Genomic DNA, 20,301 nt, shown 5'->3' on the forward strand with positions numbered 1-20,301 from the left:
CCCGGACGCCGAGCCACGGCCACCGTCCTCGGACCGAGGGCGGTACCCCCGGTGGGTCGGCTCAGGACGCGTCGGAGGTGAGGGAGAACCCGTGGGCGAGGGCCGCAGCGAGGGTCTCGGACCGCGTCCTCGTGCCGAGCTTGCGGTAGATGCTGCGCACCTGCGTCTTGACGGTGTTGATCGACACCACCAGGGTCTGGGCGATCTCCTGGTGAGAAGCGGTGCGGGCGAGCTCGATCAGGACCAGCCGCTCGCGCTCGCTGAGCTGGACCACCGCGAGGTCGGGCATCGCCTCGGGGGCCCGCACCACCCAGTCGGGCAGCGGGACGTCCCCCGCCGCTCGTGCCAGGGCGAGGACGTCCGCCCGAGGCGCGGTGGCGATGCCTCGCCAGCACTCGTCACGGCGCGCCCGTCCCACGGCGTCGGCGAAGTGCTCCACGCCGCCCCGGGGATCGAGTCGACGTTCCGCCACGGCGAGGGCGACCAGCAGGTCCACCCGGCGGAACCCGTAGGCCTCAGGGGACACCAGCCCGGCGGCCGCCTCGACCTTGGCTGTCTCGGGGTCCCCCACCGCCAGGGCGAGACGCGCGCGCGCAGCCCGGAGCAGGTGCCCCTCCCCTGCCCCGTCGAGTAGCTCCTGGGCGTGGGCCGACCGTCCCAGCCGGAGGTCGAGGTCCACCGCCACCGACGTCAGCAGCCCGTGGGCCAAGGAGCCCACCTGGCCTGTCTCGGGCTCCGCCATGGCGTGGTTCGCGAGCTCGGCCGCGACCTCGCGGGGACGCGAGCCGTAGACCGCAAGATGGGCGCGGACGTAGGCCTCGACGATCCACCCGGGGTGTGCACCCTCCAGGGACGTGAAACCCGCCAGCGCCACGTCCGCCTCGGCCAGCTCCCCCGCCTCGCTCGCCAGCAGTGCCTCGACCAGGGGGTCCCACTCCTCGACGAACTGCCGCAGGAACCCCTCCGCCCGCGGGAGGCCGGACGCCCGGTCGAGCCACCGCCGAGCCCGGGCCCGGTCTCCGTGCAGGGCGTGGACCAGGGCGGCGTTGGTCGCGCCGTTGCGGGCGACGTAGGACGTGTCCGTGGACCGGCCGGTCCAGTACCCCTCCTGGAAGTCGCGCACCGCCTGGGTGAGGTCCCCCGCCAGCAGGCTCACCAGGCCCCACTGGACGTACAGCAACGACCGCAGGTCCGGGGCGAGCGCGACCCAGCCCTCGGGCTCGTCGCGGGCGAGGGCCCGCTGCTGGTCGACGACAGGCACCGCGAGCAGGGGCTGGCGCGCGGAACGGAGTGCGACGAGGAGCGCGACGCCCTCGGTCAGCGTGTCCTGCATGGGCCGGTCCACGAGGCCGGCCCCGAGCGTGCCCGCGAAGGCCTCGGCGCCGACCGCGTCGGAGGGGAACTCGACGAGCAGGGTCCGGACGAGCGCGATCGACGGGCGCGCCAGGAGCAGCTCCTCAGGCACCCCACCGATCCAGGTGCCCAGACGGTTGCCGTGGTGCACCGCGAGGCTCGGCCAGTGCAGGTCGAGCACGGTCACCATCGTCTCGTGGTCCTCGGCCAGCCAGGCGGCCTCGGCTGCGGCGTCCGGCAGGCCCTGCTCCAGGTACCACCGCGCGGCCCACCGCAGCAGGGCGACCTCCTCCGCACCGAGCGTGGCGTCCGCTCGCGCTCCCTGGAGCGCGTCCCGGACGCCCGGGGCCTGCTCGAGCGGGGCGTCCGCGTCCGGGCCGACCGCGACGCACAGACCCGAGTCGACCAGCTGGCCGACCACGTCGTTCTCCTGGTCGAGGCCTGCCTCCGCCGCGAGGGCGACCACGATGCCACGGTGCAGGCGCGGGAGGAGCGCGAGCTGCGACGCCAGCCTCCGCAGCGGGACCGGCTCGAGCGTGCTGAGGACGTACCGCACGAAGTCCCGTGCCGCGACGCCCCCGGGGTCCCGCACCAGCGCGACCGTCGGTCCGGTCCACCCGTCGTAGGTGCGGCGGATCTCCTCGGCGTCGGCGAGGCCCGCGGCGTCCTCGTCGGGGTCGCCCTCGGGGCCACCGGGCAGCGCTCGCGCCGTGCCCTGCAGGGCGGACGGCCCCTTCTGCAGGGTGCGCACCTCCGCCGCCGAGAGGGCGAGGTCGGGGGCTGTGAGAACCGTCGCGGCGTGCTCGACCCGACCGAGCACCTCGACCGGGCGCAGCACCTCGGTCGAGACGAGCACACGAGTCGCCGGGCACCGGCGCAGCAGGGTCATCAGGTCCCGGTCGAGGGTGTCGTCCGCGAGCAGCTCGGCACGTTCCACGACCAGGACGGCGCGGACGGTCTGGCGCTCGAGGACGTCGAGGACCTGCCGCGCGACGCTGCGCCCTGGGTCGCTCTCGACGCCGAGCCGGGACAGGACCTCGGTCCACACCTCGGCCGCCTCGGCGTGCCCCGGGTCGACCTCGACGCGGAGCACCCGGCGCTCACGGGACCGGCACGCCGCGACCCACTGGTCGACCAGGACCCTCTTGCCCGAGCCCCTCGGACCGCGGAGCACCGTGAGCCGCGACCCGTCCTCGACCCGCGCCAGGAGGCCGGCCCGCTCGATCAGTTCGTCGTCCGATCCGACCTTCCCGGCCTCGCGCGGCACGGCGCCTCCTCCTCGATCCTGGCTGCCGCAGCAGTCCGGTGCGTCCCTAGGGCTCCCACGGCGCGATGGTCACGCCGAGGGCGGCGAGCCGCTCGGCGCCGCCGTCCGGGGCGGTCAGGACCCACACGCCCTCGGGCCCGATGGCCACGGTGTGCTCCCAGTGCGCGGCACGCTGACCGTCCATGGTCACGACCGTCCAGTCGTCCTCGAGCACCTGCGTGGCCCGCGATCCCCGGGTCAGCATCGGCTCGACGGCCACGCAGAGCCCGGCCCGGAGCCGCGGGCCCTTGTCGCGGGTCCGGTAGTTGAGCACCTCCGGTGGCTGGTGCATGGCGCTGCCGATCCCGTGTCCGACGTACTCCTGCACGATCCCGTAGCCCGTGCCGGAGGCCGCCACCACGTCCTCGACGGCATCGCCCACGACGCCGAGCCGGTCGCCCTTGGCCAGGGCCGCGATCCCGGCCCACATGGCCTGCTCGGTGGCGTCGCTCAGTGCGAGGTCACCGGGATCGGCGTCGGGGAGGACGGTGGTGAAGGCTGCGTCGCCGTGCCACCCGTCCACGACCGCGCCGCAGTCGACCGAGACCACGTCGCCGGGCCCGAGCACCCGCGGACCGGGGATGCCGTGCACGATCTCGTCGTTGACCGAGACGCAGATCGACGCCGGGTAGCCGTGGTACCCGAGGAAGGAGGACGTCGCCCCGGCCTCGGCGAGGGTCGCGGCGGCGACGTCGTCGAGGTCGGCCGTCGTCACGCCGGGCCGCATCGCCTCGCGGACGGTGCGGTGGATGTCGGCCACGACGAGGCCCGCACGACGCATGGTCTGCACCTGCGCGGCCGTCTTGTACTCGATCTTCTCGCGTCCGAACATCGGCGGAGAGCCCTCAGGCCGCAGGGGTCGACGCGGCGACCACGCGGGCCGTGACCTCGTCGATGGTGCCGATCCCGTCGACGCGGACGAGGAGGCCACGCTCGGCGTAGGCCGAGGTGAGCGGAGCGGTCTGCTCGGCGTAGATGTCCAGCCGCCGGGCGATCGCCTCCTCGGTGTCGTCCTCACGGCCCTCGGTCTCGGCCCGCTGGCGCAGCCGGGTGAGGAGCTCGGACCGGTCGGCGGTCAGCTCGACCACGCGGTCGAGGGCCACCCCGAGGCTGGTGAGGATGTCGTCGAGCTCGACGACCTGCGCGGCGTTGCGCGGGTACCCGTCGAGGATGAAGCCGCCGGCCGCGTCGGACTGACCGAGCCGGTCCCGCACCATCGCGTTGGTGACCTCGTCGGGCACGAGGTCTCCCTTGGAGGTGTACGACTGCGCGAGGACACCGAGCTCGGTGCCGCCCTTGATGTTGGCGCGGAAGATGTCGCCGGTCGAGATCGCCGGGACGCCCAGCCGCTCGGCGAGCCGCTGGGCCTGGGTGCCCTTGCCGGCTCCCTGCGGGCCCATGATCACCAGACGTGAGCTCACCGCAGGAACCCTTCGTAGTGCCGCTGCTGGAGCTGAGACTCGATCTGCTTGACGGTCTCGAGGCCCACGCCGACGACGATGAGGATGGACGCCCCGCCGAACGGGATGTTCGCGCCGACCCCGAGCCAGATGAACACGAGCAGCGGGATGAGGGCGACGAAGGCGAGGTAGACCGACCCGGGAGCGGTGATGCGGGAGATCACGTAGTCGAGGTACTCGGCCGTGGGGCGCCCTGCCCGGATGCCCGGGATGAAGCCGCCGTACTTCTTCATGTTGTCTGCGACCTCGTCCGGGTTGAACGTGATCGCTGTGTAGAAGTACGCGAAGAAGATGATGAGGACCAGGTAGAGCGCGATGTGCAGCGGGGCCTCGGGAGCGGCGACGTAGGTCGACAACCAGATCACCCACCCCGCGGTCTGGTCGCCGAACTGAGCGGCGAGACCCGGGATCGCGAGCAACGAGGAGGCGAAGATGACCGGGATGATCCCCGCCATGTTGATCTTGATCGGGATGTAGGTGCTCGACCCGCCGTACATCTTCCGGCCGACCATCCGCTTGGCGTACTGCACGGGGATGCGTCGCTGGGACTGCTCGACGAAGACCACGAGGGCGATCACGAGCAGGATCACGAGCATCACGATCACGAAGTTCGTGAGGCCGTTCTCGCCACCGGCGATCGACCACATCGCACCGGGGAAGGTGGCCGCGATCGAGGTGAAGATCAGGAGCGACATGCCGTTGCCGATGCCCCGCTCGCTGATGAGCTCCCCGAGCCACATGATCAGCGCGGTGCCGGCGGTCATCGTGATGACCATGAGGACGATCGTGGTGACCGAGTCGTCCGGGATGAGCGGCACAGGGCACTCGGGGAAGAGCAGGTTGTTGCGGGCGACCGTGATGACGGTGGTCGACTGCAGGATCGCCAGCCCGATCGTCATGTACCGCGTGTACTGGGTGAGCTGGGCGGTGCCCTGCTGGCCCTCCTTGTGGAGGGCCTCGAAGCGCGGGATGACCACGCGCAGCAGCTGGGTGATGATGCTCGCCGTGATGTACGGCATGATCCCCAGCGCGAACACCGAGAGCTGGAGCAGCGCCCCACCGCTGAACAGGTTCACCAGACCGAGCAGGTCGTTGGTGCCGTCCATCGACGCGACGCACTGCTGCACGTTGCCGTAGTCCACACCCGGGGTCGGGATGAAGGACCCCACCCGGAAGATCACCATGATGGAGATCGTGAACAGCAGCTTGCGCCGCAGGTCGGGCGTCCGGAACGCCCGCACGAATGCGCTGAGCACTAGTCCTCCTGCTCCGCCCGAGAGCGGTGTGTCGTCATGCCGGTGCCCCGGCGTACGGGTTGATCACCCGCGGGAGGCCGCTTGGAACCCTAACCGACGTCCGACCCGGGACGGCACAGGGGCCGGGTCGCGCGTCGCGTCCCGGCCCCTGGTCCATCTCAGTCCTGGTCGACGGACCCGCCAGCGGCGAGGATCTTCTCCTTGGCCGAGGCCGAGACCGCCTGCACCTGGACGTTGAGCTTGACGCTCACGTCGCCGCTGCCGAGGACCTTGACCGGCGAGCCCTTGCGGACCGCGCCCTTGGCCACGAGGTCCTCGACCGTCACGTCGCCACCCTGCGGGTACAGCGAGGCGAGGCTGTCCAGGTTGACCACCTGGTACTCCACGCGGAACGGGTTCCTGAACCCACGGAGCTTGGGCAGCCGCATGTGCAGCGGCATCTGCCCGCCCTCGAACCGCTCAGGCACCTGGTAACGGGCCTTGGTGCCCTTGGTGCCTCGTCCGGCGGTCTTGCCCTTGGACGCCTCACCACGACCCACACGGGTCTTGGCGGTCTTCGCGCCGGGTGCAGGCCGCAGGTGGTGCAGCTTGAGCGTGCCGCCGGCACCTTCGGTGGTCGACGACCCCTTGGTGGCCGAGGACTTCGTCGTCGATGCCTTCGCCGCGGGGGCCTTCGACGCCGACGCCGTGGGCTCGGAGGCCTTGGCTGCGGACGTGCTCGGCTTCTCGGCCTTGGCGGCCGAGCCCTCGGTCTTGGCCTTGCTGGCCGTCCCGGCGGACTTCGTGGTGCTGCTCTTGGCCTTGGCGGGCTTGTCGGCCGCCGCGGTCTTCGCTGCAGCCGTCTTGCTCGCGGGCTTCTTGGTGGGAGCCGCGGCCGAGGTGTCCTCGGACGGGTCCTTGGTGCTGTCTGCCATGGTCAGTCGACCTCCTCGACGGTGACGAGGTGCGCCACCGTGACGACCATGCCGCGGATCTCAGGACGGTCCTCCTTGACGACGACGTCGCCGATGCGCTTGAGGCCGAGGGTCCGCAGCGTGTCGCGCTGGTTCTGCTTGCCGCCGATGGCGGACTTGGTCTGGGTCACCTTGAGACGAGCCATCAGGCACCTGCCTTCGCGGCGACGCCCTTGGCACGGGCACGCAGCATCGAGGCCGGCGTGACGTGCTCGAGGGGCAGGCCACGACGAGCGGCCACGGCCTCGGGCTCCTCGAGCCCGCGCAGAGCAGCCACCGTGGCGTGCACGATGTTGATCGCGTTGGTCGAGCCCATCGACTTGGAGAGCACGTCGTGGATCCCGGCGCACTCCAGGACGGCGCGCACCGGTCCACCGGCGATCACACCGGTACCCGGGGACGCGGGCCGCAGGAAGACGACTCCGGCCGCGGCCTCACCCGTGATGGGGTGCGGGATCGTGCCCTGGATGCGGGGGACGCGGAAGAAGCTCTTCTTCGCCTCCTCGACGCCCTTCGCGATCGCGGCGGGCACCTCCTTGGCCTTGCCGTAGCCGACACCGACGGTGCCGTCGCCGTCGCCCACGACGACAAGCGCCGTGAAGCTGAAGCGTCGACCGCCCTTGACGACCTTCGAGACGCGGTTGATGGTCACCACGCGCTCGAGGAAGGCGCTCTTGTCGGGCGCGTCGCCGCGGCGACCGCCGCCGTCCCGACGACCGCCGTCACGGCCGCCGCCGGCCTGACCGCCGGTGTTGCTGCGCTGAGGTGCAGCCATCAGTGAATCCTCTTCTTCCGAACGGGAGTGGTGGTCGTCGTCACAGGGACAGCCCGCCCTCGCGGGCGCCGTCGGCGACCGCTGCGACCCGGCCGTGGTACTTGTTCCCACCACGGTCGAAGACGACGGCCTCGACGCCGGCGGCCTTGGCGCGCTCGGCGATGAGCTCGCCGACACGCTTGGCCTTGGCGACCTTGTCGCCGTCCAGGGCGCGCAGGTCGACCTCGAGGGTCGACGCGGAGGCGACCGTGCGGCCGACCGAGTCGTCGACGACCTGGGCGACCATGTGCCGGCTGGACCGGCTCACGACCAGGCGGGGACGCTGCGGGGTGCCTGAGACCTTCTTGCGCAGTCGCAGGTGACGGCGGGCGCGGGCTACTGCCTTGCCCTTGCCACGAATGGTGAGTGCCACGTTACTTACCAGCCTTTCCGGCCTTGCGGCGGACGACCTCGCCGGCGTAGCGCACGCCCTTGCCCTTGTAGGGCTCGGGCTTGCGGATCTTGCGGATGTTCGCAGCGACCTCGCCGACCTGCTGCTTGTCGATGCCGCTCACCGAGAAACGGGTGGGCGACTCGACAGCGAAGGTGATGCCCTGCGGGGCCTGCACGACGACCGGGTGGCTGAAGCCGAGGGCGAACTCGAGGTCCGATCCCTTGGCGGTCACGCGGTAGCCGGTCCCGACGATCTCGAGCTTCTTCTCGTAGCCGGCGGTGACGCCGGTGACGAGGTTGGCGAGCAGCGTCCGGGTGAGGCCGTGCAGCGATCGCGACGCACGCTCGTCGTCAGGTCGGGCGACCACGAGGGTGCCGTCCTCCTGCACGACCGTGATCGGCGCGGGGATGGTGTGGGACAGCTGTCCCTTGGGGCCCTTGACGGTCACCGCGGCGCCGTCGATGGTGACGTCCACGCCGGTCGGGACCGGGACGGGGACCTTGCCAATTCGAGACATGGTTCTCTCCTCTCGGTCTCGGGCTACCAGACGTAGGCGAGGACTTCCCCACCTACGCCCTTCGTGGCGGCCTGCTTGTCGGTCAGGAGGCCGGAGGACGTGGACAGGATCGCCACGCCGAGGCCGCCCAGCACACGGGGCAGGTTGGTCGACTTCGCGTACACACGCAGGCCCGGCTTGGACACGCGGCGCACACCCGCGAGCGAGCGCTCACGGTTCGGGCCGAACTTGAGCTGGATGGTGAGGTTCTTGCCCACCGGCGCGTCCTCGACGCTCCAGCTCGCGATGTAGCCCTCGGCCTGGAGGATCTCAGCGATGTGAGACTTCAGCTTCGAGAACGGCATCGTCACGGAGTCGTGGTACGCGGAGTTCGCGTTACGCAGACGGGTCAGCATGTCTGCGATCGGGTCGGTCATCGTCATCGGGCTTGTGCCCTTCCTCGCCGGGGTATCCCCGCGCTAGTGCGCAAGGGGACCTGCGACGTAGTTGTTACCAGCTGCTCTTGGTGACGCCGGGAAGCTCACCACGGTGCGCCATCTGGCGCAGGCAGATCCGGCAGAGGCCGAACTTGCGGTAGACCGAGTGCGGACGGCCGCACTTCTGGCACCGGGTGTAGGCGCGCACGCTGAACTTGGGCTTGCGTGCCGCCTTCTTGATGAGGGCAGTCTTCGCCATGTCAGTTCTCCTTGAAGGGGAAGCCCAGACGGCGGAGCAGCGAACGGCCCTCGTCGTCGGTGGTCGCGGTCGTCACGATCGTGATGTCCATGCCACGCACCCGGTCGGTCTTGTCGGGGTCGATCTCGTGGAACATCACCTGCTCGGTCAGGCCGAAGGTGTAGTTGCCGTGCCCGTCGAACTGCTTGGGCGACAGACCGCGGAAGTCACGGATGCGGGGAAGGGCCAGCGAGACCAGGCGGTCTGCGAACTCCCACATCCGGTCTCCGCGCAGCGTGACGTGCGCACCGATGGGCATGCCCTCACGGAGCTTGAACTGGGCGATCGACTTGCGGGCCTTGGTGACCTGGGGCTTCTGCCCCGTGATCGCGGTCAGGTCGCGGATCGCGCCCTCGATCAGCTTGGAGTCCTTGGCGGCGTCCCCGACACCCATGTTCACGACGATCTTCGTGAGCCGGGCGACCTGGTTGATGTTCTCGTGGCCGAACTCCTCACGCAGGCCGGGGAGGATCTCCTCGGCGTAGCGCGTCTTGAGGCGCGGCGCGACCTTGGTCTCAGTCGTGGTGCTCATCAGATGTCCTTACCGGAGCGCTTGGCCACGCGGACCCGCACGGTGCGGGTCCGGCCGTCGCGCTCGATCTCCTCGGTGCGGTACCCGACCCGGGTGCCCTTCTTGGTCTCCGGGTCGACCAGCATGACGTTGCTGACGTGGATGGCGGCCTCGACGGTCTCGATGCCCCCGGTCCGCGTCCCGCGGCTCGACTGGCCCGCCTTGACGTGCTTGGTCACGCGCTGGACACCCTCGACCACGATGCGGTCGGTCTCCGAGAAGACCTCCAGCACGCGGCCCTGCTTGCCCTTGTCGCGGCCCGAGATGACGACGACGAGGTCGCCCTTCTTGATCTTTGCCATGGTCAGAGCACCTCCGGCGCCAGCGAGATGATCTTCATGAACTTCTTGTCGCGCAGCTCGCGGCCCACCGGGCCGAAGATGCGGGTTCCGCGAGGCTCGCCGTCGCCCTTGAGGATCACGGCGGCGTTCTCGTCGAACTTGATGTACGAACCGTCGGGCCGACGGCGCTCCTTGGTGGTGCGCACGATGACGGCCTTGACGACGTCGCCCCGCTTGACGTTTCCGCCCGGGATGGCGTCCTTGACGGTCGCGACGATGACGTCGCCGATACCGGCGTAGCGACGGCCAGATCCGCCGAGAACACGGATGCAGAGAATCTGCTTCGCTCCCGTGTTGTCGGCGACCTTGAGTCGCGACTCCTGCTGGATCATCTACCTACTCCTGTCGTCTGCTGGTTCTCGCTGCGCTCATCGCTGCGAGCCTGGCCGAACGGATCGCTGTGGTCGAGCTGCGGACCGGTCGTGGCGCGAGGCCCGATCGGTCGGACTACTTGGCCTTCTCGAGGATCTCCACCACACGCCAGCGCTTGGTCGCCGACAGCGGACGGGTCTCCATGATGAGGACGAGGTCGCCCGCGCCGGCCGCATTGGCCTCGTCGTGCGCCTTGACCTTGCTCGTGCGTCGCATGACCTTGCCGTAGAGCGGGTGCTTGACCCGGTCCTCGACCTCGACCACGACGGTCTTGTCCATCTTGTCGCTGACCACGTAGCCGCGCCGCGTCTTGCGGTACGGCCGGTGCTCGGCCACCGACGCCGCGGCGTCGGTCTTGTTCGTGTCGGTGCTCATCTATGACCTCTCGCTCACTCAGCGCTGGCGCTGGGTGCGGTACGGATGCCGAGCTCGCGCTCGCGCAGGATCGTGTAGATCCGCGCGATGTCGCGACGAACGGCCTTGAGGCGCCCGTGGCTCTCGAGCTGGCCGGTAGCTGACTGGAAGCGGAGGTTGAACAGCTCCTCCTTGGCCTTCTTCAGCTCGGCGACGAGCGCGTCGTCGTCCATGCCGTCGAGCTCGACCGGAGCAAGCTCCTTGGAACCGATAGCCATCAGCTGCCACCACCCTCGCGAACCACGAAACGGGTCTTCATCGGGAGCTTGTGCATCGCACGACGCATGGCCTCTCGGGCCAGGGGCTCGGGCACACCCGCGAGCTCGAAGAGCACGCGACCCGGCTTGACGTTGGCGATCCACCACTCGGGGGAACCCTTACCCGAACCCATACGGGTCTCCGCCGGCTTCTTGGTCAGCGGGCGGTCGGGGTAGATGTTGATCCAGACCTTGCCACCACGCTTGATGTGGCGGGTCATGGCGATACGAGCAGCCTCGATCTGCCGGTTGGTGACGTAGGCGGGCTCGATGGCCTGGATGCCGTAGTCGCCGAAGGCGATCGTGGTGCCACCCTTGGCCGCGCCGGAGCGCGAGGGGTGGTGCTGCTTGCGGTGCTTGAGCCTGCGCGGGATCAGCATGCTCAGGCCTCCGTTCCGGACTCGGTCGCCTTCTCGGCGGGCGCGGCTGCAGGAGCCTCGGTCCCCGCGGCAGGCTGAGCGGGGGCGTCGGACCGCTCGGGACGACGTGCGCCCCCGCGGGCCGGGCGGTCACCACGCGGGCCACCGCGCGGCGAGCGCGGACCGGCAGCAGCCTGCTCGCGAGCAAACTCCTTCTCGGTCATGTCGCCCTTGTAGATCCAGACCTTCACGCCGATCTGGCCGAAGGTCGTGCGGGCCTCGAAGGTGCCGAAGTCGATGTTCGCGCGGAGGGTGTGCAGCGGCACGCGCCCCTCGCGGTAGAACTCCGACCGGCTCATCTCGGCGCCGCCGAGGCGGCCGGCGCACTGCACCCGGATGCCCTTGGCACCGGCGCGGAGGGCGGACTGCATGCCCTTGCGCATCGCACGGCGGAAGGAGACACGGCTCGCCAGCTGCTCGGCGATGCCCTGCGCGACCAGCTGCGCCTCGATCTCGGCGTTCTTGACCTCGAGGATGTTCAGCTGCACCTGCTTGCCGGTGAGCTTCTCGAGCTCGCCACGGATGCGGTCGGCCTCGGCGCCGCGGCGACCGATGACGATCCCGGGGCGGGCGGTGTGGATGTCGACACGGACGCGGTCACGCGTTCGCTCGATCTCGACCTTGGCGATACCGGCACGCTCGAGCCCGGTGGACATGAGCTTGCGGATCTGGACGTCCTCGCGGACGTAGTCGCGGTAGCGCTGTCCGGGCTTGGTGCTGTCGGCGAACCAGCGCGACCGGTGGTCGGTGGTGATGCCGAGGCGGTACCCGTGCGGGTTGACCTTCTGTCCCACTATCGGGTCCTCTCCTTCTTCTCGACCGGGGCGACGACCACGGTGATGTGGCTCGTGCGCTTCAGGATCTGGCTGGCCCGCCCCTGGGCGCGGGGCCGGAACCGCTTGAGGGTCGGGCCCTCGTCCACGTACGCCGCGGAGACCACGAGCGCCGAGGCGTCGAAGGCCTCGTTCGCACGGTCGGCCTTGACCCGGGCGTTCGCGATCGCGCTCTCCACGACCTTGCGAACCGTCTCGCCAGCGGCCTGCGGCGCGAACTTCAGCGTCGCCACGGCCTCGTCGGCCTGCTTGCCACGGATGAGGTCCACGACGCGCCGGGCCTTCTGGGGCGTGACACGGACGAACCGCGCCTGCGCCTTGGCTTCCATTGCTGTCCTGCCTTCTTCTGTCGTCATGGGAAGTCCTTCCCGCACTTGTCCTCGTCGCGACCGGAGGTCAGCGACGACGACCCTTGCGGTCGTCCTTCTCGTGGCCGCGGAAGGTCCGCGTCGGGGCGAACTCGCCGAGCTTGTGGCCAACCATCGACTCGGTCACGAAGACCGGGACGTGCTTGCGGCCGTCGTGCACGGCAAGGGTGTGGCCCAGGAAATCGGGCGTGATCATCGAACGACGGGACCAGGTCTTGATGACCGTCTTGGTGCCCTTCTCGTTCTGGACATCCACCTTCTTCTGCAGGTGGTCGTCCACGAAGGGGCCCTTCTTCAGGCTGCGTGGCATCTGTCAGGCTCCTTCTCAGCGCTTCTTGTTCTTGCCGGAACGGCGACGACGGACGATGAGCTTGTCGCTCGGCTTGTTCGGGCGACGCGTGCGGCCCTCGGCCTGTCCCCAGGGGCTGACCGGGTGGCGACCACCCGAGGTCTTGCCCTCACCGCCTCCGTGGGGGTGGTCGATCGGGTTCATCGCGACACCGCGGACGGAGGGACGCTTGCCCTTCCAGCGCATCCGGCCGGCCTTGCCCCAGTTGATGTTCGACTGCTCGGCGTTGCCGACCTCGCCGACCGTCGCGCGGCAGCGCAGGTCGACGTTGCGGATCTCGCCCGAGGGCAGCCGCAGCTGGGCGTAGGGCCCGTCCTTGGCGACCAGCTGGACCGAGGCACCCGCCGAGCGGGCCATCTTGGCCCCGCCGCCGGGCCGCAGCTCGACGGCGTGGATGACCGTACCGGTCGGGATGTTGCGCAGCGGGAGGTTGTTGCCGGGCTTGATGTCGGCGCCGGCACCGTTCTCGATCATGTCGCCCTGCGACAGACGGTTCGGCGCGATGATGTAGCGCTTCTCCCCGTCGGCGTAGTGCAGGAGCGCGATGCGCGCGGTGCGGTTGGGGTCGTACTCGATGTGAGCGACCTTGGCCGGCACGCCGTCCTTGTCGTGGCGACGGAAGTCGATCACCCGGTAGGCGCGCTTGTGGCCCCCACCCTGGTGACGCATCGTCACGCGGCCGGTGCTGTTGCGTCCACCGGTCTTGTGCAGCGGGCGCACCAGCGACTTCTCGGGCTCGGAGCGCGTGATCTCGACGAAGTCGGCGACGCTCGAGCCGCGGCGCCCGGGCGTCGTCGGCTTGTACTTACGGATTCCCATGGAGGTCAGTCCTCAATCTGTCTCGTCGGTCCGGCCTCAGCCGACCGGTCCGCCGAAGATGTCGATGGTGCCCTCGCGCAGCGTGATGATCGCGCGCTTGGTGTCCTTGCGCTTGCCCAGGCCGAACCGCGTCCGCCGCGACTTGCCCTTGCGGTTGATCGTGTTGACCGAGGCGACCTTCACACCGAAGACCTGCTCGACCGCGATCTTGATCTCGGTCTTGTTCGCCCGAGGGTCCACCACGAAGGTGTACTTGCCCTCGTCGAGGAGCCCGTAGCTCTTCTCGGAGACGACCGGCGAGACGAGGATGTCGCGCGGGTCCTTGTTCACGGTGGTCACTTGGTCTCCTCCGTGTCGAGGACGGACGCCTCGGTCGAGGTGGCGACACCCTTGGCACCGCGGCCGGCAGGCCGGGTCAGGAACGCGTCGAGCGCGCCCCGGGTGAACACGACGTCGTCAGAGACGAGCACGTCGTAGGTGTTGAGCTGGTCGGCGAGCAGCAGGTGCACCTGCTCGACGTTGCGCAGCGACTTCCACGTGAGGTCGTCGCCCCGCTCGAGGACGACCAGCACGTGCCGACGCGGCGACAGGGTCGCGAGGGTCGAGACGGCCGTGCGGGTCGAGGGCGCGCCGTCCACGGCGAAGCCATCGACGACATGCACGCGGCCGGCGCGTGCCCGGTCCGAGAGGGCCCCGCGCAGGGCGGCAGCCTTCATCTTCTTCGGGGTGCGCTGGCTGTAGTCGCGCGGCTGCGGTCCGTGGACCGTACCGCCGCCGGCGAACTGAGGAGCGCGGGTCGAGCCCTGGCGGGCGCGGCCGGTGCCCTTCTGCTTGTAGGGCTTCTTGCCGCCACCACGGACCTCACCACGGGTCTTCGTGGAGTGCGTGCCCTGCCGCGCGGCGGCGAGCTGTGCCACGACGACCTGGTGGATCAGCGGAACGTTGGTCTGGACGTCGAACACCTCGGCGGGAAGCTCGGCGGTGCCGGACTTCTTGCCCTTGGCGTCCAGGACGTCGACGGTCAGCGTGCTCATGCTCACGCCCCCTTCACGGCGGAACGCACCAGGACGACGCCACCCTTGGGGCCGGGGACGGCGCCCTTGACGAGCAGCAGACCCCTCTCGGCGTCGACCGCGTGCACGGTCAGATTCTGGGTCGTCTGGCGCTCGTGGCCCATCCGACCGGCCATCCGCATGCCCTTGAAGACTCGCGACGGCGTCGAGGCGCCACCGATCGAGCCGGCCTTGCGGTGGTTGCGGTGCGCACCGTGGGAAGCGCCGACGCCGGAGAAGCCGTGACGCTTCATCACACCGGCGGTGCCCTTGCCCTTGGTGGTGCCCGAGACGTCGACGGTCTGCCCGGCCGCGAAGGCCTCGGCGGTGATCTCCTGGCCGAGGGCGTACTCGGCGGAGTCCGGCGTCCGGACCTCGGCCACGTGACGGCGCGGCGTGACGCCGGCCTTCTCGAAGTGGCCCTTGAGGGGCTGCGTGACCTTGCGCGGGTCGATCTGGCCGTAGGCCAGCTGGACCGCGGCGTAGCCGTCGACGTCCTCGGTCCGCACCTGCGTCACCACGTTGGTGCCCACCTGGACGACCGTGACGGGGACGAGGCGGCCTGCCTCGTCCCACACCTGGGTCATTCCCAGCTTGGTACCGAGCGCGGCCGTGATCGGCTTGGCGTTCTGGGGAAGCGTGGTCATCGTGATCTCCTCGCCAGCCTCAGAGCTTGATCTCGATGTTCACGTCCGCGGGCAGGTCGAGTCGCATGAGCGAGTCGACCGCCTTCGGCGTGGGATCGATGATGTCGATGAGGCGCTTGTGCGTGCGCATCTCGAAGTGCTCGCGGCTGTCCTTGTACTTGTGAGGCGACCGGATGACGCAGAACACGTTCTTCTCCGTCGGCAGCGGCACCGGACCCACGACCGTTGCACCAGCGCGCGTCACCGTGTCGACGATCCTGCGCGCCGAGCTGTCGATGACCTCGTGGTCGTAGGACTTGAGCCGGATGCGGATCTTCTGTCCCGCCATGGCGTCGTCTGACTCTCTCTCTCGAACCGCTAGCTGTCCGACCCCCGCACTCGGGCGTGTCGCCTGTTGCGACATACTCTGGCGCTGCGCACCGTGAGGCGCGAGGTCGTTGGATGCTGTGTGAACCGCCCCGCCCGAAGGCGAGTGCCGGTCCTCAACGTCTGTCGTACGTGGCTGCCGGCCTGTCTCAGCGCGTCCTCGTCGGCGCTCATCGAGCGCACGGTCGAGACGTGCCGGTACCGGGCAACCTGAACAGTGTGCCAGACACCCGCGTGGATTACCAATCGCGGGCGCCGTGACCACCCGGCCCTCCCCTGGGCCGCCGTGACGACGGCCAGCGCGAGGAGGACATGCCGAGGGCCCGGACGCCTGAGGCGTCCGGGCCCTCGGTCAGATCACTTGAGGATCTTGGTCACACGGCCGGAGCCGACGGTACGGCCACCCTCACGGATGGCGAAGCCGAGGCCCTCCTCCATGGCGATCGGCTGGATCAGCTCGACCGTCATCTCGGTGTTGTCGCCGGGCATGACCATCTCGGTGCCCTCAGGCAGCGTGATGACGCCGGTGACGTCCGTCGTGCGGAAGTAGAACTGCGGGCGGTAGTTCGAGTAGAACGGGTTGTGACGCCCACCCTCGTCCTTGGCCAGGATGTAGACCTGGGCCTCGAAGTCGGTGTGGGGCGTGATCGACCCGGGCTTCACGACGACCTGGCCGCGCTCGACGTCCTCGCGCTTGATGCCGCGGAGCAGGAGGCCGCAGTTCTCGCCGGCCCACGCCTCGTCCATCTGCTTGTGGAACATCTCGATGCCCGTGACCGTGGTCTTCTGGGCCTCGCGGATGCCGACGATCTCGACCTCCGAGTTGATCGCGAGCTTGCCGCGGTCGACCTTGCCGGTGACGACGGTGCCACGACCGGTGATCGTGAAGACGTCCTCGATCGGCATGAGGAAGGGCTTGTCCATGTCACGGACGGGCTCGGGGACGCTCTCGTCCACGGCCTCCATGAGCTCCTCGACCGACTTGGTCCAGGTCGCGTCGCCCTCGAGCGCCTTGAGGCCCGACACCCGGATGACCGGGGCGTCGTCGCCGTCGAAGCCCTGCGAGGACAGCAGCTCACGGACCTCCATCTCGACGAGCTCGAGGATCTCCTCGTCCTCGACCATGTCGGACTTGTTGAGCGCGACCAGCAGGTAGGGAACGCCGACCTGACGGGCGAGCAGGACGTGCTCACGCGTCTGGGCCATCGGCCCGTCGGTGGCGGCCACGACCAGGATCGCGCCGTCCATCTGGGCGGCACCCGTGATCATGTTCTTGATGTAGTCGGCGTGACCAGGGGCGTCGACGTGGGCGTAGTGCCGCTTCTCGGTCTGGTACTCGACGTGCGCGATGTTGATCGTGATACCGCGCTGCTTCTCCTCAGGCGCCTTGTCGATCTCGTCGAACGGCGTGAAGGGGTTCAGGTCGGGGTGCTTGTCGTGCAGCACCTTCGAGATCGCAGCAGTCAGCGTCGTCTTGCCGTGGTCGACGTGACCGATGGTCCCGATGTTGACGTGCGGCTTGGTCCGCTCGAACTTGGCCTTCGCCACTGGGGTCCTCCTCGGACTCGGGGTAGTGGTACCGATCTCCGCAGCTGCCGGTTGGCCGCTGCGGGATGCGGCTGTCTACAGGTTGATGGTTACTGGTGGGTCGACCTGTGGGACTACTCGCCCCGGGTCTTCTTGATGATCTCCTCGGCGACCGCGCGAGGAACCTCGGCATAGCTGTCGAACTGCATCGAGTACACCGCGCGGCCCTGGGTCTTGGACCGCAGGTCGCCGACGTACCCGAACATCTCGGAGAGCGGCACCTGCGCCCGCACCACCTTGACGCCGGTCGCGTCCTCCATCGACTGGATGAGGCCACGACGCGAGTTGATGTCGCCGATGACCTCGCCCATGTACTCCTCGGGCGTACGGACCTCGACGGCCATGACCGGCTCGAGCAGGACGGGGTCCGCCTGGCGGACCGCCTCCTTGAGGATCATCGAGCCAGCGATCTTGAACGCCATCTCCGAGGAGTCGACGTCGTGCGAAGCACCGTCGAGCAGCGTGGCCTTGATCCCGACGAGCGGGAAGCCGGCGAGCACGCCGAGCTCCATCGCCGACTGGATGCCCGCGTCGACGCTGGGGATGTACTCACGAGGAACGCGACCGCCGGTGACGGCGTTCTTGAACTCGTAGAGCTCCCCTTCCTCGGACTGCAGGGGCTCGAAGGTCATCTGGACCTTGGCGTACTGGCCCGACCCACCGGTCTGCTTCTTGTGCGTGAAGTCGATCTTCTCGACCTTGCGACGGATGGTCTCGCGGTAGGCGACCTGGGGCTTGCCCACGTTCGCCTCGACACGGAACTCGCGGCGCATGCGGTCCACCAGGATGTCCAGGTGAAGCTCGCCCATCCCACCGATGACCGTCTGGCCCGTCTCCTCGTCGAGGCGCACCCGGAAGGTCGGGTCCTCCTCGGCGAGCTTCTGGATGGCGACGGACAGCTTCTCCTGGTCGCCCTTGGTCTTCGGCTCGATCGCGACGTCGATCACGGGCTCGGGGAAGGTCATCGACTCGAGGACGATCTGGTTCTGCGGGTCGCAGAGCGTGTCGCCGGTCGTGACGTCCTTGAGGCCGATGAACGCGTAGATGTGGCCCGCCTGGGCCTCCTCGACCGGGTTCTCCTTGTTGGAGTGCATCTGGAAGAGCTTCCCGATGCGCTCCTTCTTGCCCTTGGTCGCGTTGTAGACCTGCGCGCCCGAGGGGACCTTGCCCGAGTAGACCCGGACGTAGGTCAGCTTGCCGAAGAACGGGTGGCTCGCGACCTTGAACGCCAGGGCCGAGAAGGGCTCGTCCGCCGACGGCTTGCGCGTGATGATCTTCTCCTCGTCCTTGACGTCGTGCCCCTCCATGGGGGGGACGTCGAGGGGCGAGGGGAGGTAGTCGATCACGGCGTCGAGCATGGGCTGCACGCCCTTGTTCTTGAACGCCGAGCCGCACAGGACCGGGTACGCCTCGCTCGAGATCGTGAGCTGGCGGATGCCGGCCTTGATCTCCGCGACGCTGATCTCCTCGCCGCCGAGGTACTTCTCGAGCAGCTCCTCGCTGGTCTCGGCGACGGCCTCGATGAGCTCCGCGCGGTACTGCGCGGCCTTCTCGGCGAGGTCGGCCGGGATCTCCTCGGTCGTGTAGGCCTCGCCGAGTGGGGTCTCCCCACGCCAGGTGAGGGCCTTGTTCTCGACCAGGTCGATCACGCCGATGAAGTCGTTCTCGGCACCGATGGGCAGCTGGATGACCAGCGGCTTGGCCTTGAGGCGGTTCACGATGGTGTCGACCGTGAAGTAGAAGTCAGCACCGAGCTTGTCCATCTTGTTGACGAAGCAGATGCGCGGGACGTCGTACTTGTCCGCCTGACGCCACACCGTCTCGGACTGGGGCTCGACACCCTCCTTGCCGTCGAAGACGGCGACCGCACCGTCGAGGACGCGCAGCGAGCGCTCGACCTCGACCGTGAAGTCGACGTGCCCCGGGGTGTCGATGATGTTGATCTGGTTGTCCTTCCAGTAGCAGGTCGTCGCGGCCGACGTGATCGTGATGCCGCGCTCCTGCTCCTGCTCCATCCAGTCCATCGTCGAGGCGCCGTCGTGCGTCTCGCCCATCTTGTAGTTGACCCCGGTGTAGAACAGGATCCGCTCGGTCGTCGTCGTCTTACCGGCGTCGATGTGGGCCATGATGCCGATGTTGCGGACCTTGTTCAGGTCGGTCAGCACGTCAAGTGCCACGGTGTGAAGCCCTTCGTCGGTCTGCAGTCCAGGAGGCGCCGGGAAGACGCCGGATTACCAGCGGTAGTGCGCGAAGGCCTTGTTCGACTCGGCCATCTTGTGCATGTCCTCACGACGCTTGACCGCGGCACCGAGGCCGTTGCTCGCGTCGAGGATCTCGTTCATGAGGCGCTCGGTCATCGTCTTCTCGCGACGCGCGCGGGAGAAGTCGACGAGCCAGCGCAGCGCGAGGGTCGTCGAGCGCACGGGACGCACCTCGACCGGCACCTGGTAGGTCGCGCCACCGACACGGCGGGACTTGACCTCGAGGGCGGGACGGACGTTCTCGAGCGAACGCTTGAGGACGACGACGGGGTCGCTGCCGGTCTTGTCACGGACGCCCTCGAGGGCGCCGTAGACGATCGCCTCGGCGACGGACTTCTTGCCGTCCTGCAGGACCTTGTTGATCAGCTGGGTGACGACCGGCGATCCGTAGACCGGGTCGATGATGAGCGGCCGCTTCGGGGCCGGGCCCTTGCGAGGCATCAGCTCTTCTCCTTCTTGGCGCCGTAGCGGCTGCGGGCCTGCTTGCGACCCTTGACACCCTGGGTGTCGAGGGCGCCGCGGACGATCTTGTAACGGACGCCGGGGAGGTCCTTCACCCGGCCGCCGCGCACGAGCACGATGGAGTGCTCCTGGAGGTTGTGACCGACGCCGGGGATGTACGCGGTGACCTCGATCTGGCTCGAGAGGCGCACGCGAGCGACCTTCCGCAGGGCGGAGTTCGGCTTCTTCGGCGTGGTGGTGTAGACGCGGGTGCACACACCGCGCCGCTGCGGGCTGCCCTTGAGGGCCGGCGTCTTGGACGACGTCTGCTTGGACGTCCGTCCCTTGCGCACGAGCTGCTGAATCGTGGGCACTGCATCTCCGTGTCTGCTCGGTACTGCTCGTCTGGTCGACCGGCGGTTGACCGGTCAGGAGGG

The 20,301-nt window shown here is 69.1% G+C and carries 29 protein-coding genes; all 29 read right to left on the reverse strand.

The features are described from left to right. Positions 1-61: 61 nt before the first annotated feature. On the reverse strand, positions 62-2,620 hold the full coding sequence (locus J4G33_RS17830; RefSeq protein WP_307793859.1) for a LuxR C-terminal-related transcriptional regulator: 2,559 nt from the start codon (positions 2,618-2,620) through the stop codon (positions 62-64). 46 nt (positions 2,621-2,666) lie between these two features. After that, positions 2,667-3,491, reverse strand: a complete 825-nt coding sequence (map, locus tag J4G33_RS11010; RefSeq protein WP_208056019.1) for a type I methionyl aminopeptidase — start codon at positions 3,489-3,491, stop codon at positions 2,667-2,669. A 13-nt stretch (positions 3,492-3,504) separates the two neighbouring features. Then, on the reverse strand, positions 3,505-4,080 hold the full coding sequence (locus tag J4G33_RS11015) for an adenylate kinase (protein WP_208056020.1): 576 nt from the start codon (positions 4,078-4,080) through the stop codon (positions 3,505-3,507). Then, positions 4,077-5,375: a preprotein translocase subunit SecY gene (gene secY, locus J4G33_RS11020; protein WP_208056021.1), complete on the reverse strand. Its 1,299-nt coding sequence runs from the start codon at positions 5,373-5,375 to the stop codon at positions 4,077-4,079. Before secY ends, J4G33_RS11015 begins: the two co-directional genes overlap by 4 nt. A 158-nt stretch (positions 5,376-5,533) precedes the next feature. Continuing rightward, positions 5,534-6,289, reverse strand: coding sequence for a 50S ribosomal protein L15 (gene rplO, locus J4G33_RS17180; RefSeq protein ID WP_243758974.1), 756 nt, complete (start codon positions 6,287-6,289; stop codon positions 5,534-5,536). 2 nt (positions 6,290-6,291) lie between these two features. Next, entirely contained in the window at positions 6,292-6,474 is a 183-nt protein-coding gene (gene rpmD, locus J4G33_RS11030) for a 50S ribosomal protein L30 (RefSeq protein WP_208056022.1), read from the reverse strand. Next, on the reverse strand, positions 6,474-7,103 hold the full coding sequence (rpsE, locus tag J4G33_RS11035; protein WP_208056023.1) for a 30S ribosomal protein S5: 630 nt from the start codon (positions 7,101-7,103) through the stop codon (positions 6,474-6,476). Before rpsE ends, rpmD begins: the two co-directional genes overlap by 1 nt. A 40-nt stretch (positions 7,104-7,143) precedes the next feature. Continuing rightward, the gene (gene rplR / locus J4G33_RS11040; RefSeq protein ID WP_208056024.1) at positions 7,144-7,515 is read right to left on the reverse strand and encodes a 50S ribosomal protein L18; all 372 of its coding nucleotides are present in this window, start codon (positions 7,513-7,515) and stop codon (positions 7,144-7,146) included. Position 7,516: 1 nt separating this feature from the next. After that, the gene (rplF, locus tag J4G33_RS11045) at positions 7,517-8,053 is read right to left on the reverse strand and encodes a 50S ribosomal protein L6 (protein WP_208056025.1); all 537 of its coding nucleotides are present in this window, start codon (positions 8,051-8,053) and stop codon (positions 7,517-7,519) included. A 23-nt stretch (positions 8,054-8,076) separates the two neighbouring features. Continuing rightward, positions 8,077-8,475, reverse strand: coding sequence for a 30S ribosomal protein S8 (gene rpsH / locus J4G33_RS11050; protein WP_208056026.1), 399 nt, complete (start codon positions 8,473-8,475; stop codon positions 8,077-8,079). 67 nt (positions 8,476-8,542) lie between these two features. After that, positions 8,543-8,728 carry a type Z 30S ribosomal protein S14 gene (locus J4G33_RS11055; protein WP_208056027.1) on the reverse strand — a complete coding sequence of 62 codons (186 nt, stop codon included), beginning with the start codon at positions 8,726-8,728 and terminating at the stop codon, positions 8,543-8,545. Position 8,729: 1 nt separating this feature from the next. Continuing rightward, positions 8,730-9,299, reverse strand: a complete 570-nt coding sequence (rplE, locus tag J4G33_RS11060; RefSeq protein WP_208056028.1) for a 50S ribosomal protein L5 — start codon at positions 9,297-9,299, stop codon at positions 8,730-8,732. Continuing rightward, the gene (gene rplX / locus J4G33_RS11065; RefSeq protein WP_208056029.1) at positions 9,299-9,640 is read right to left on the reverse strand and encodes a 50S ribosomal protein L24; all 342 of its coding nucleotides are present in this window, start codon (positions 9,638-9,640) and stop codon (positions 9,299-9,301) included. The genes rplE and rplX overlap by 1 nt, the downstream gene beginning before the upstream one ends. Before the next feature lie 2 nt (positions 9,641-9,642). After that, complete coding sequence (rplN, locus tag J4G33_RS11070) at positions 9,643-10,011, reverse strand: 50S ribosomal protein L14 (RefSeq protein WP_208056030.1); 369 nt, start codon at positions 10,009-10,011, stop codon at positions 9,643-9,645. A 115-nt stretch (positions 10,012-10,126) separates the two neighbouring features. Beyond that, positions 10,127-10,426 carry a 30S ribosomal protein S17 gene (rpsQ, locus tag J4G33_RS11075; RefSeq protein WP_208056031.1) on the reverse strand — a complete coding sequence of 100 codons (300 nt, stop codon included), beginning with the start codon at positions 10,424-10,426 and terminating at the stop codon, positions 10,127-10,129. A 14-nt stretch (positions 10,427-10,440) separates the two neighbouring features. Continuing rightward, positions 10,441-10,683, reverse strand: a complete 243-nt coding sequence (rpmC, locus tag J4G33_RS11080; protein WP_208056032.1) for a 50S ribosomal protein L29 — start codon at positions 10,681-10,683, stop codon at positions 10,441-10,443. Next, positions 10,683-11,102, reverse strand: coding sequence for a 50S ribosomal protein L16 (gene rplP / locus J4G33_RS11085; protein ID WP_208056033.1), 420 nt, complete (start codon positions 11,100-11,102; stop codon positions 10,683-10,685). The genes rpmC and rplP overlap by 1 nt, the downstream gene beginning before the upstream one ends. Positions 11,103-11,104: 2 nt before the next feature. Beyond that, positions 11,105-11,935 (reverse strand): 30S ribosomal protein S3, encoded by an 831-nt coding sequence (gene rpsC, locus J4G33_RS11090; RefSeq protein ID WP_208056034.1) that lies wholly within the window; start codon positions 11,933-11,935, stop codon positions 11,105-11,107. Further along, complete coding sequence (gene rplV / locus J4G33_RS11095) at positions 11,935-12,303, reverse strand: 50S ribosomal protein L22 (RefSeq protein ID WP_208056035.1); 369 nt, start codon at positions 12,301-12,303, stop codon at positions 11,935-11,937. Before rplV ends, rpsC begins: the two co-directional genes overlap by 1 nt. Positions 12,304-12,370: 67 nt before the next feature. Then, positions 12,371-12,652 carry a 30S ribosomal protein S19 gene (rpsS, locus tag J4G33_RS11100; protein ID WP_208056036.1) on the reverse strand — a complete coding sequence of 94 codons (282 nt, stop codon included), beginning with the start codon at positions 12,650-12,652 and terminating at the stop codon, positions 12,371-12,373. Positions 12,653-12,667: 15 nt separating this feature from the next. Then, a complete protein-coding gene (rplB, locus tag J4G33_RS11105; RefSeq protein ID WP_208056037.1) occupies positions 12,668-13,510 on the reverse strand; it encodes a 50S ribosomal protein L2 in 843 nt (280 codons plus the stop codon). Between the two features lie 36 nt (positions 13,511-13,546). After that, the gene (rplW, locus tag J4G33_RS11110; protein WP_208056038.1) at positions 13,547-13,849 is read right to left on the reverse strand and encodes a 50S ribosomal protein L23; all 303 of its coding nucleotides are present in this window, start codon (positions 13,847-13,849) and stop codon (positions 13,547-13,549) included. Next, complete coding sequence (rplD, locus tag J4G33_RS11115) at positions 13,846-14,544, reverse strand: 50S ribosomal protein L4 (protein ID WP_208056039.1); 699 nt, start codon at positions 14,542-14,544, stop codon at positions 13,846-13,848. The genes rplW and rplD overlap by 4 nt, the downstream gene beginning before the upstream one ends. A 2-nt stretch (positions 14,545-14,546) precedes the next feature. Then, entirely contained in the window at positions 14,547-15,209 is a 663-nt protein-coding gene (gene rplC, locus J4G33_RS11120) for a 50S ribosomal protein L3 (RefSeq protein ID WP_208056040.1), read from the reverse strand. A 19-nt stretch (positions 15,210-15,228) separates the two neighbouring features. Further along, complete coding sequence (gene rpsJ / locus J4G33_RS11125) at positions 15,229-15,537, reverse strand: 30S ribosomal protein S10 (RefSeq protein ID WP_035056184.1); 309 nt, start codon at positions 15,535-15,537, stop codon at positions 15,229-15,231. 395 nt (positions 15,538-15,932) lie between these two features. After that, the gene (tuf, locus tag J4G33_RS11130; RefSeq protein WP_208056041.1) at positions 15,933-17,123 is read right to left on the reverse strand and encodes an elongation factor Tu; all 1,191 of its coding nucleotides are present in this window, start codon (positions 17,121-17,123) and stop codon (positions 15,933-15,935) included. A gap of 113 nt (positions 17,124-17,236) precedes the next feature. Further along, positions 17,237-19,339, reverse strand: a complete 2,103-nt coding sequence (gene fusA / locus J4G33_RS11135; protein ID WP_208056042.1) for an elongation factor G — start codon at positions 19,337-19,339, stop codon at positions 17,237-17,239. A 54-nt stretch (positions 19,340-19,393) separates the two neighbouring features. Further along, positions 19,394-19,864 carry a 30S ribosomal protein S7 gene (gene rpsG, locus J4G33_RS11140; protein ID WP_208056043.1) on the reverse strand — a complete coding sequence of 157 codons (471 nt, stop codon included), beginning with the start codon at positions 19,862-19,864 and terminating at the stop codon, positions 19,394-19,396. Further along, on the reverse strand, positions 19,864-20,238 hold the full coding sequence (gene rpsL, locus J4G33_RS11145; RefSeq protein ID WP_208056044.1) for a 30S ribosomal protein S12: 375 nt from the start codon (positions 20,236-20,238) through the stop codon (positions 19,864-19,866). The genes rpsG and rpsL overlap by 1 nt, the downstream gene beginning before the upstream one ends. Between the last annotated feature and the right edge of the window lie 63 nt (positions 20,239-20,301).

The organism is Actinotalea soli (genome assembly GCF_017565425.1).
GTDB lineage: Bacteria > Actinomycetota > Actinomycetes > Actinomycetales > Cellulomonadaceae > Actinotalea > Actinotalea soli.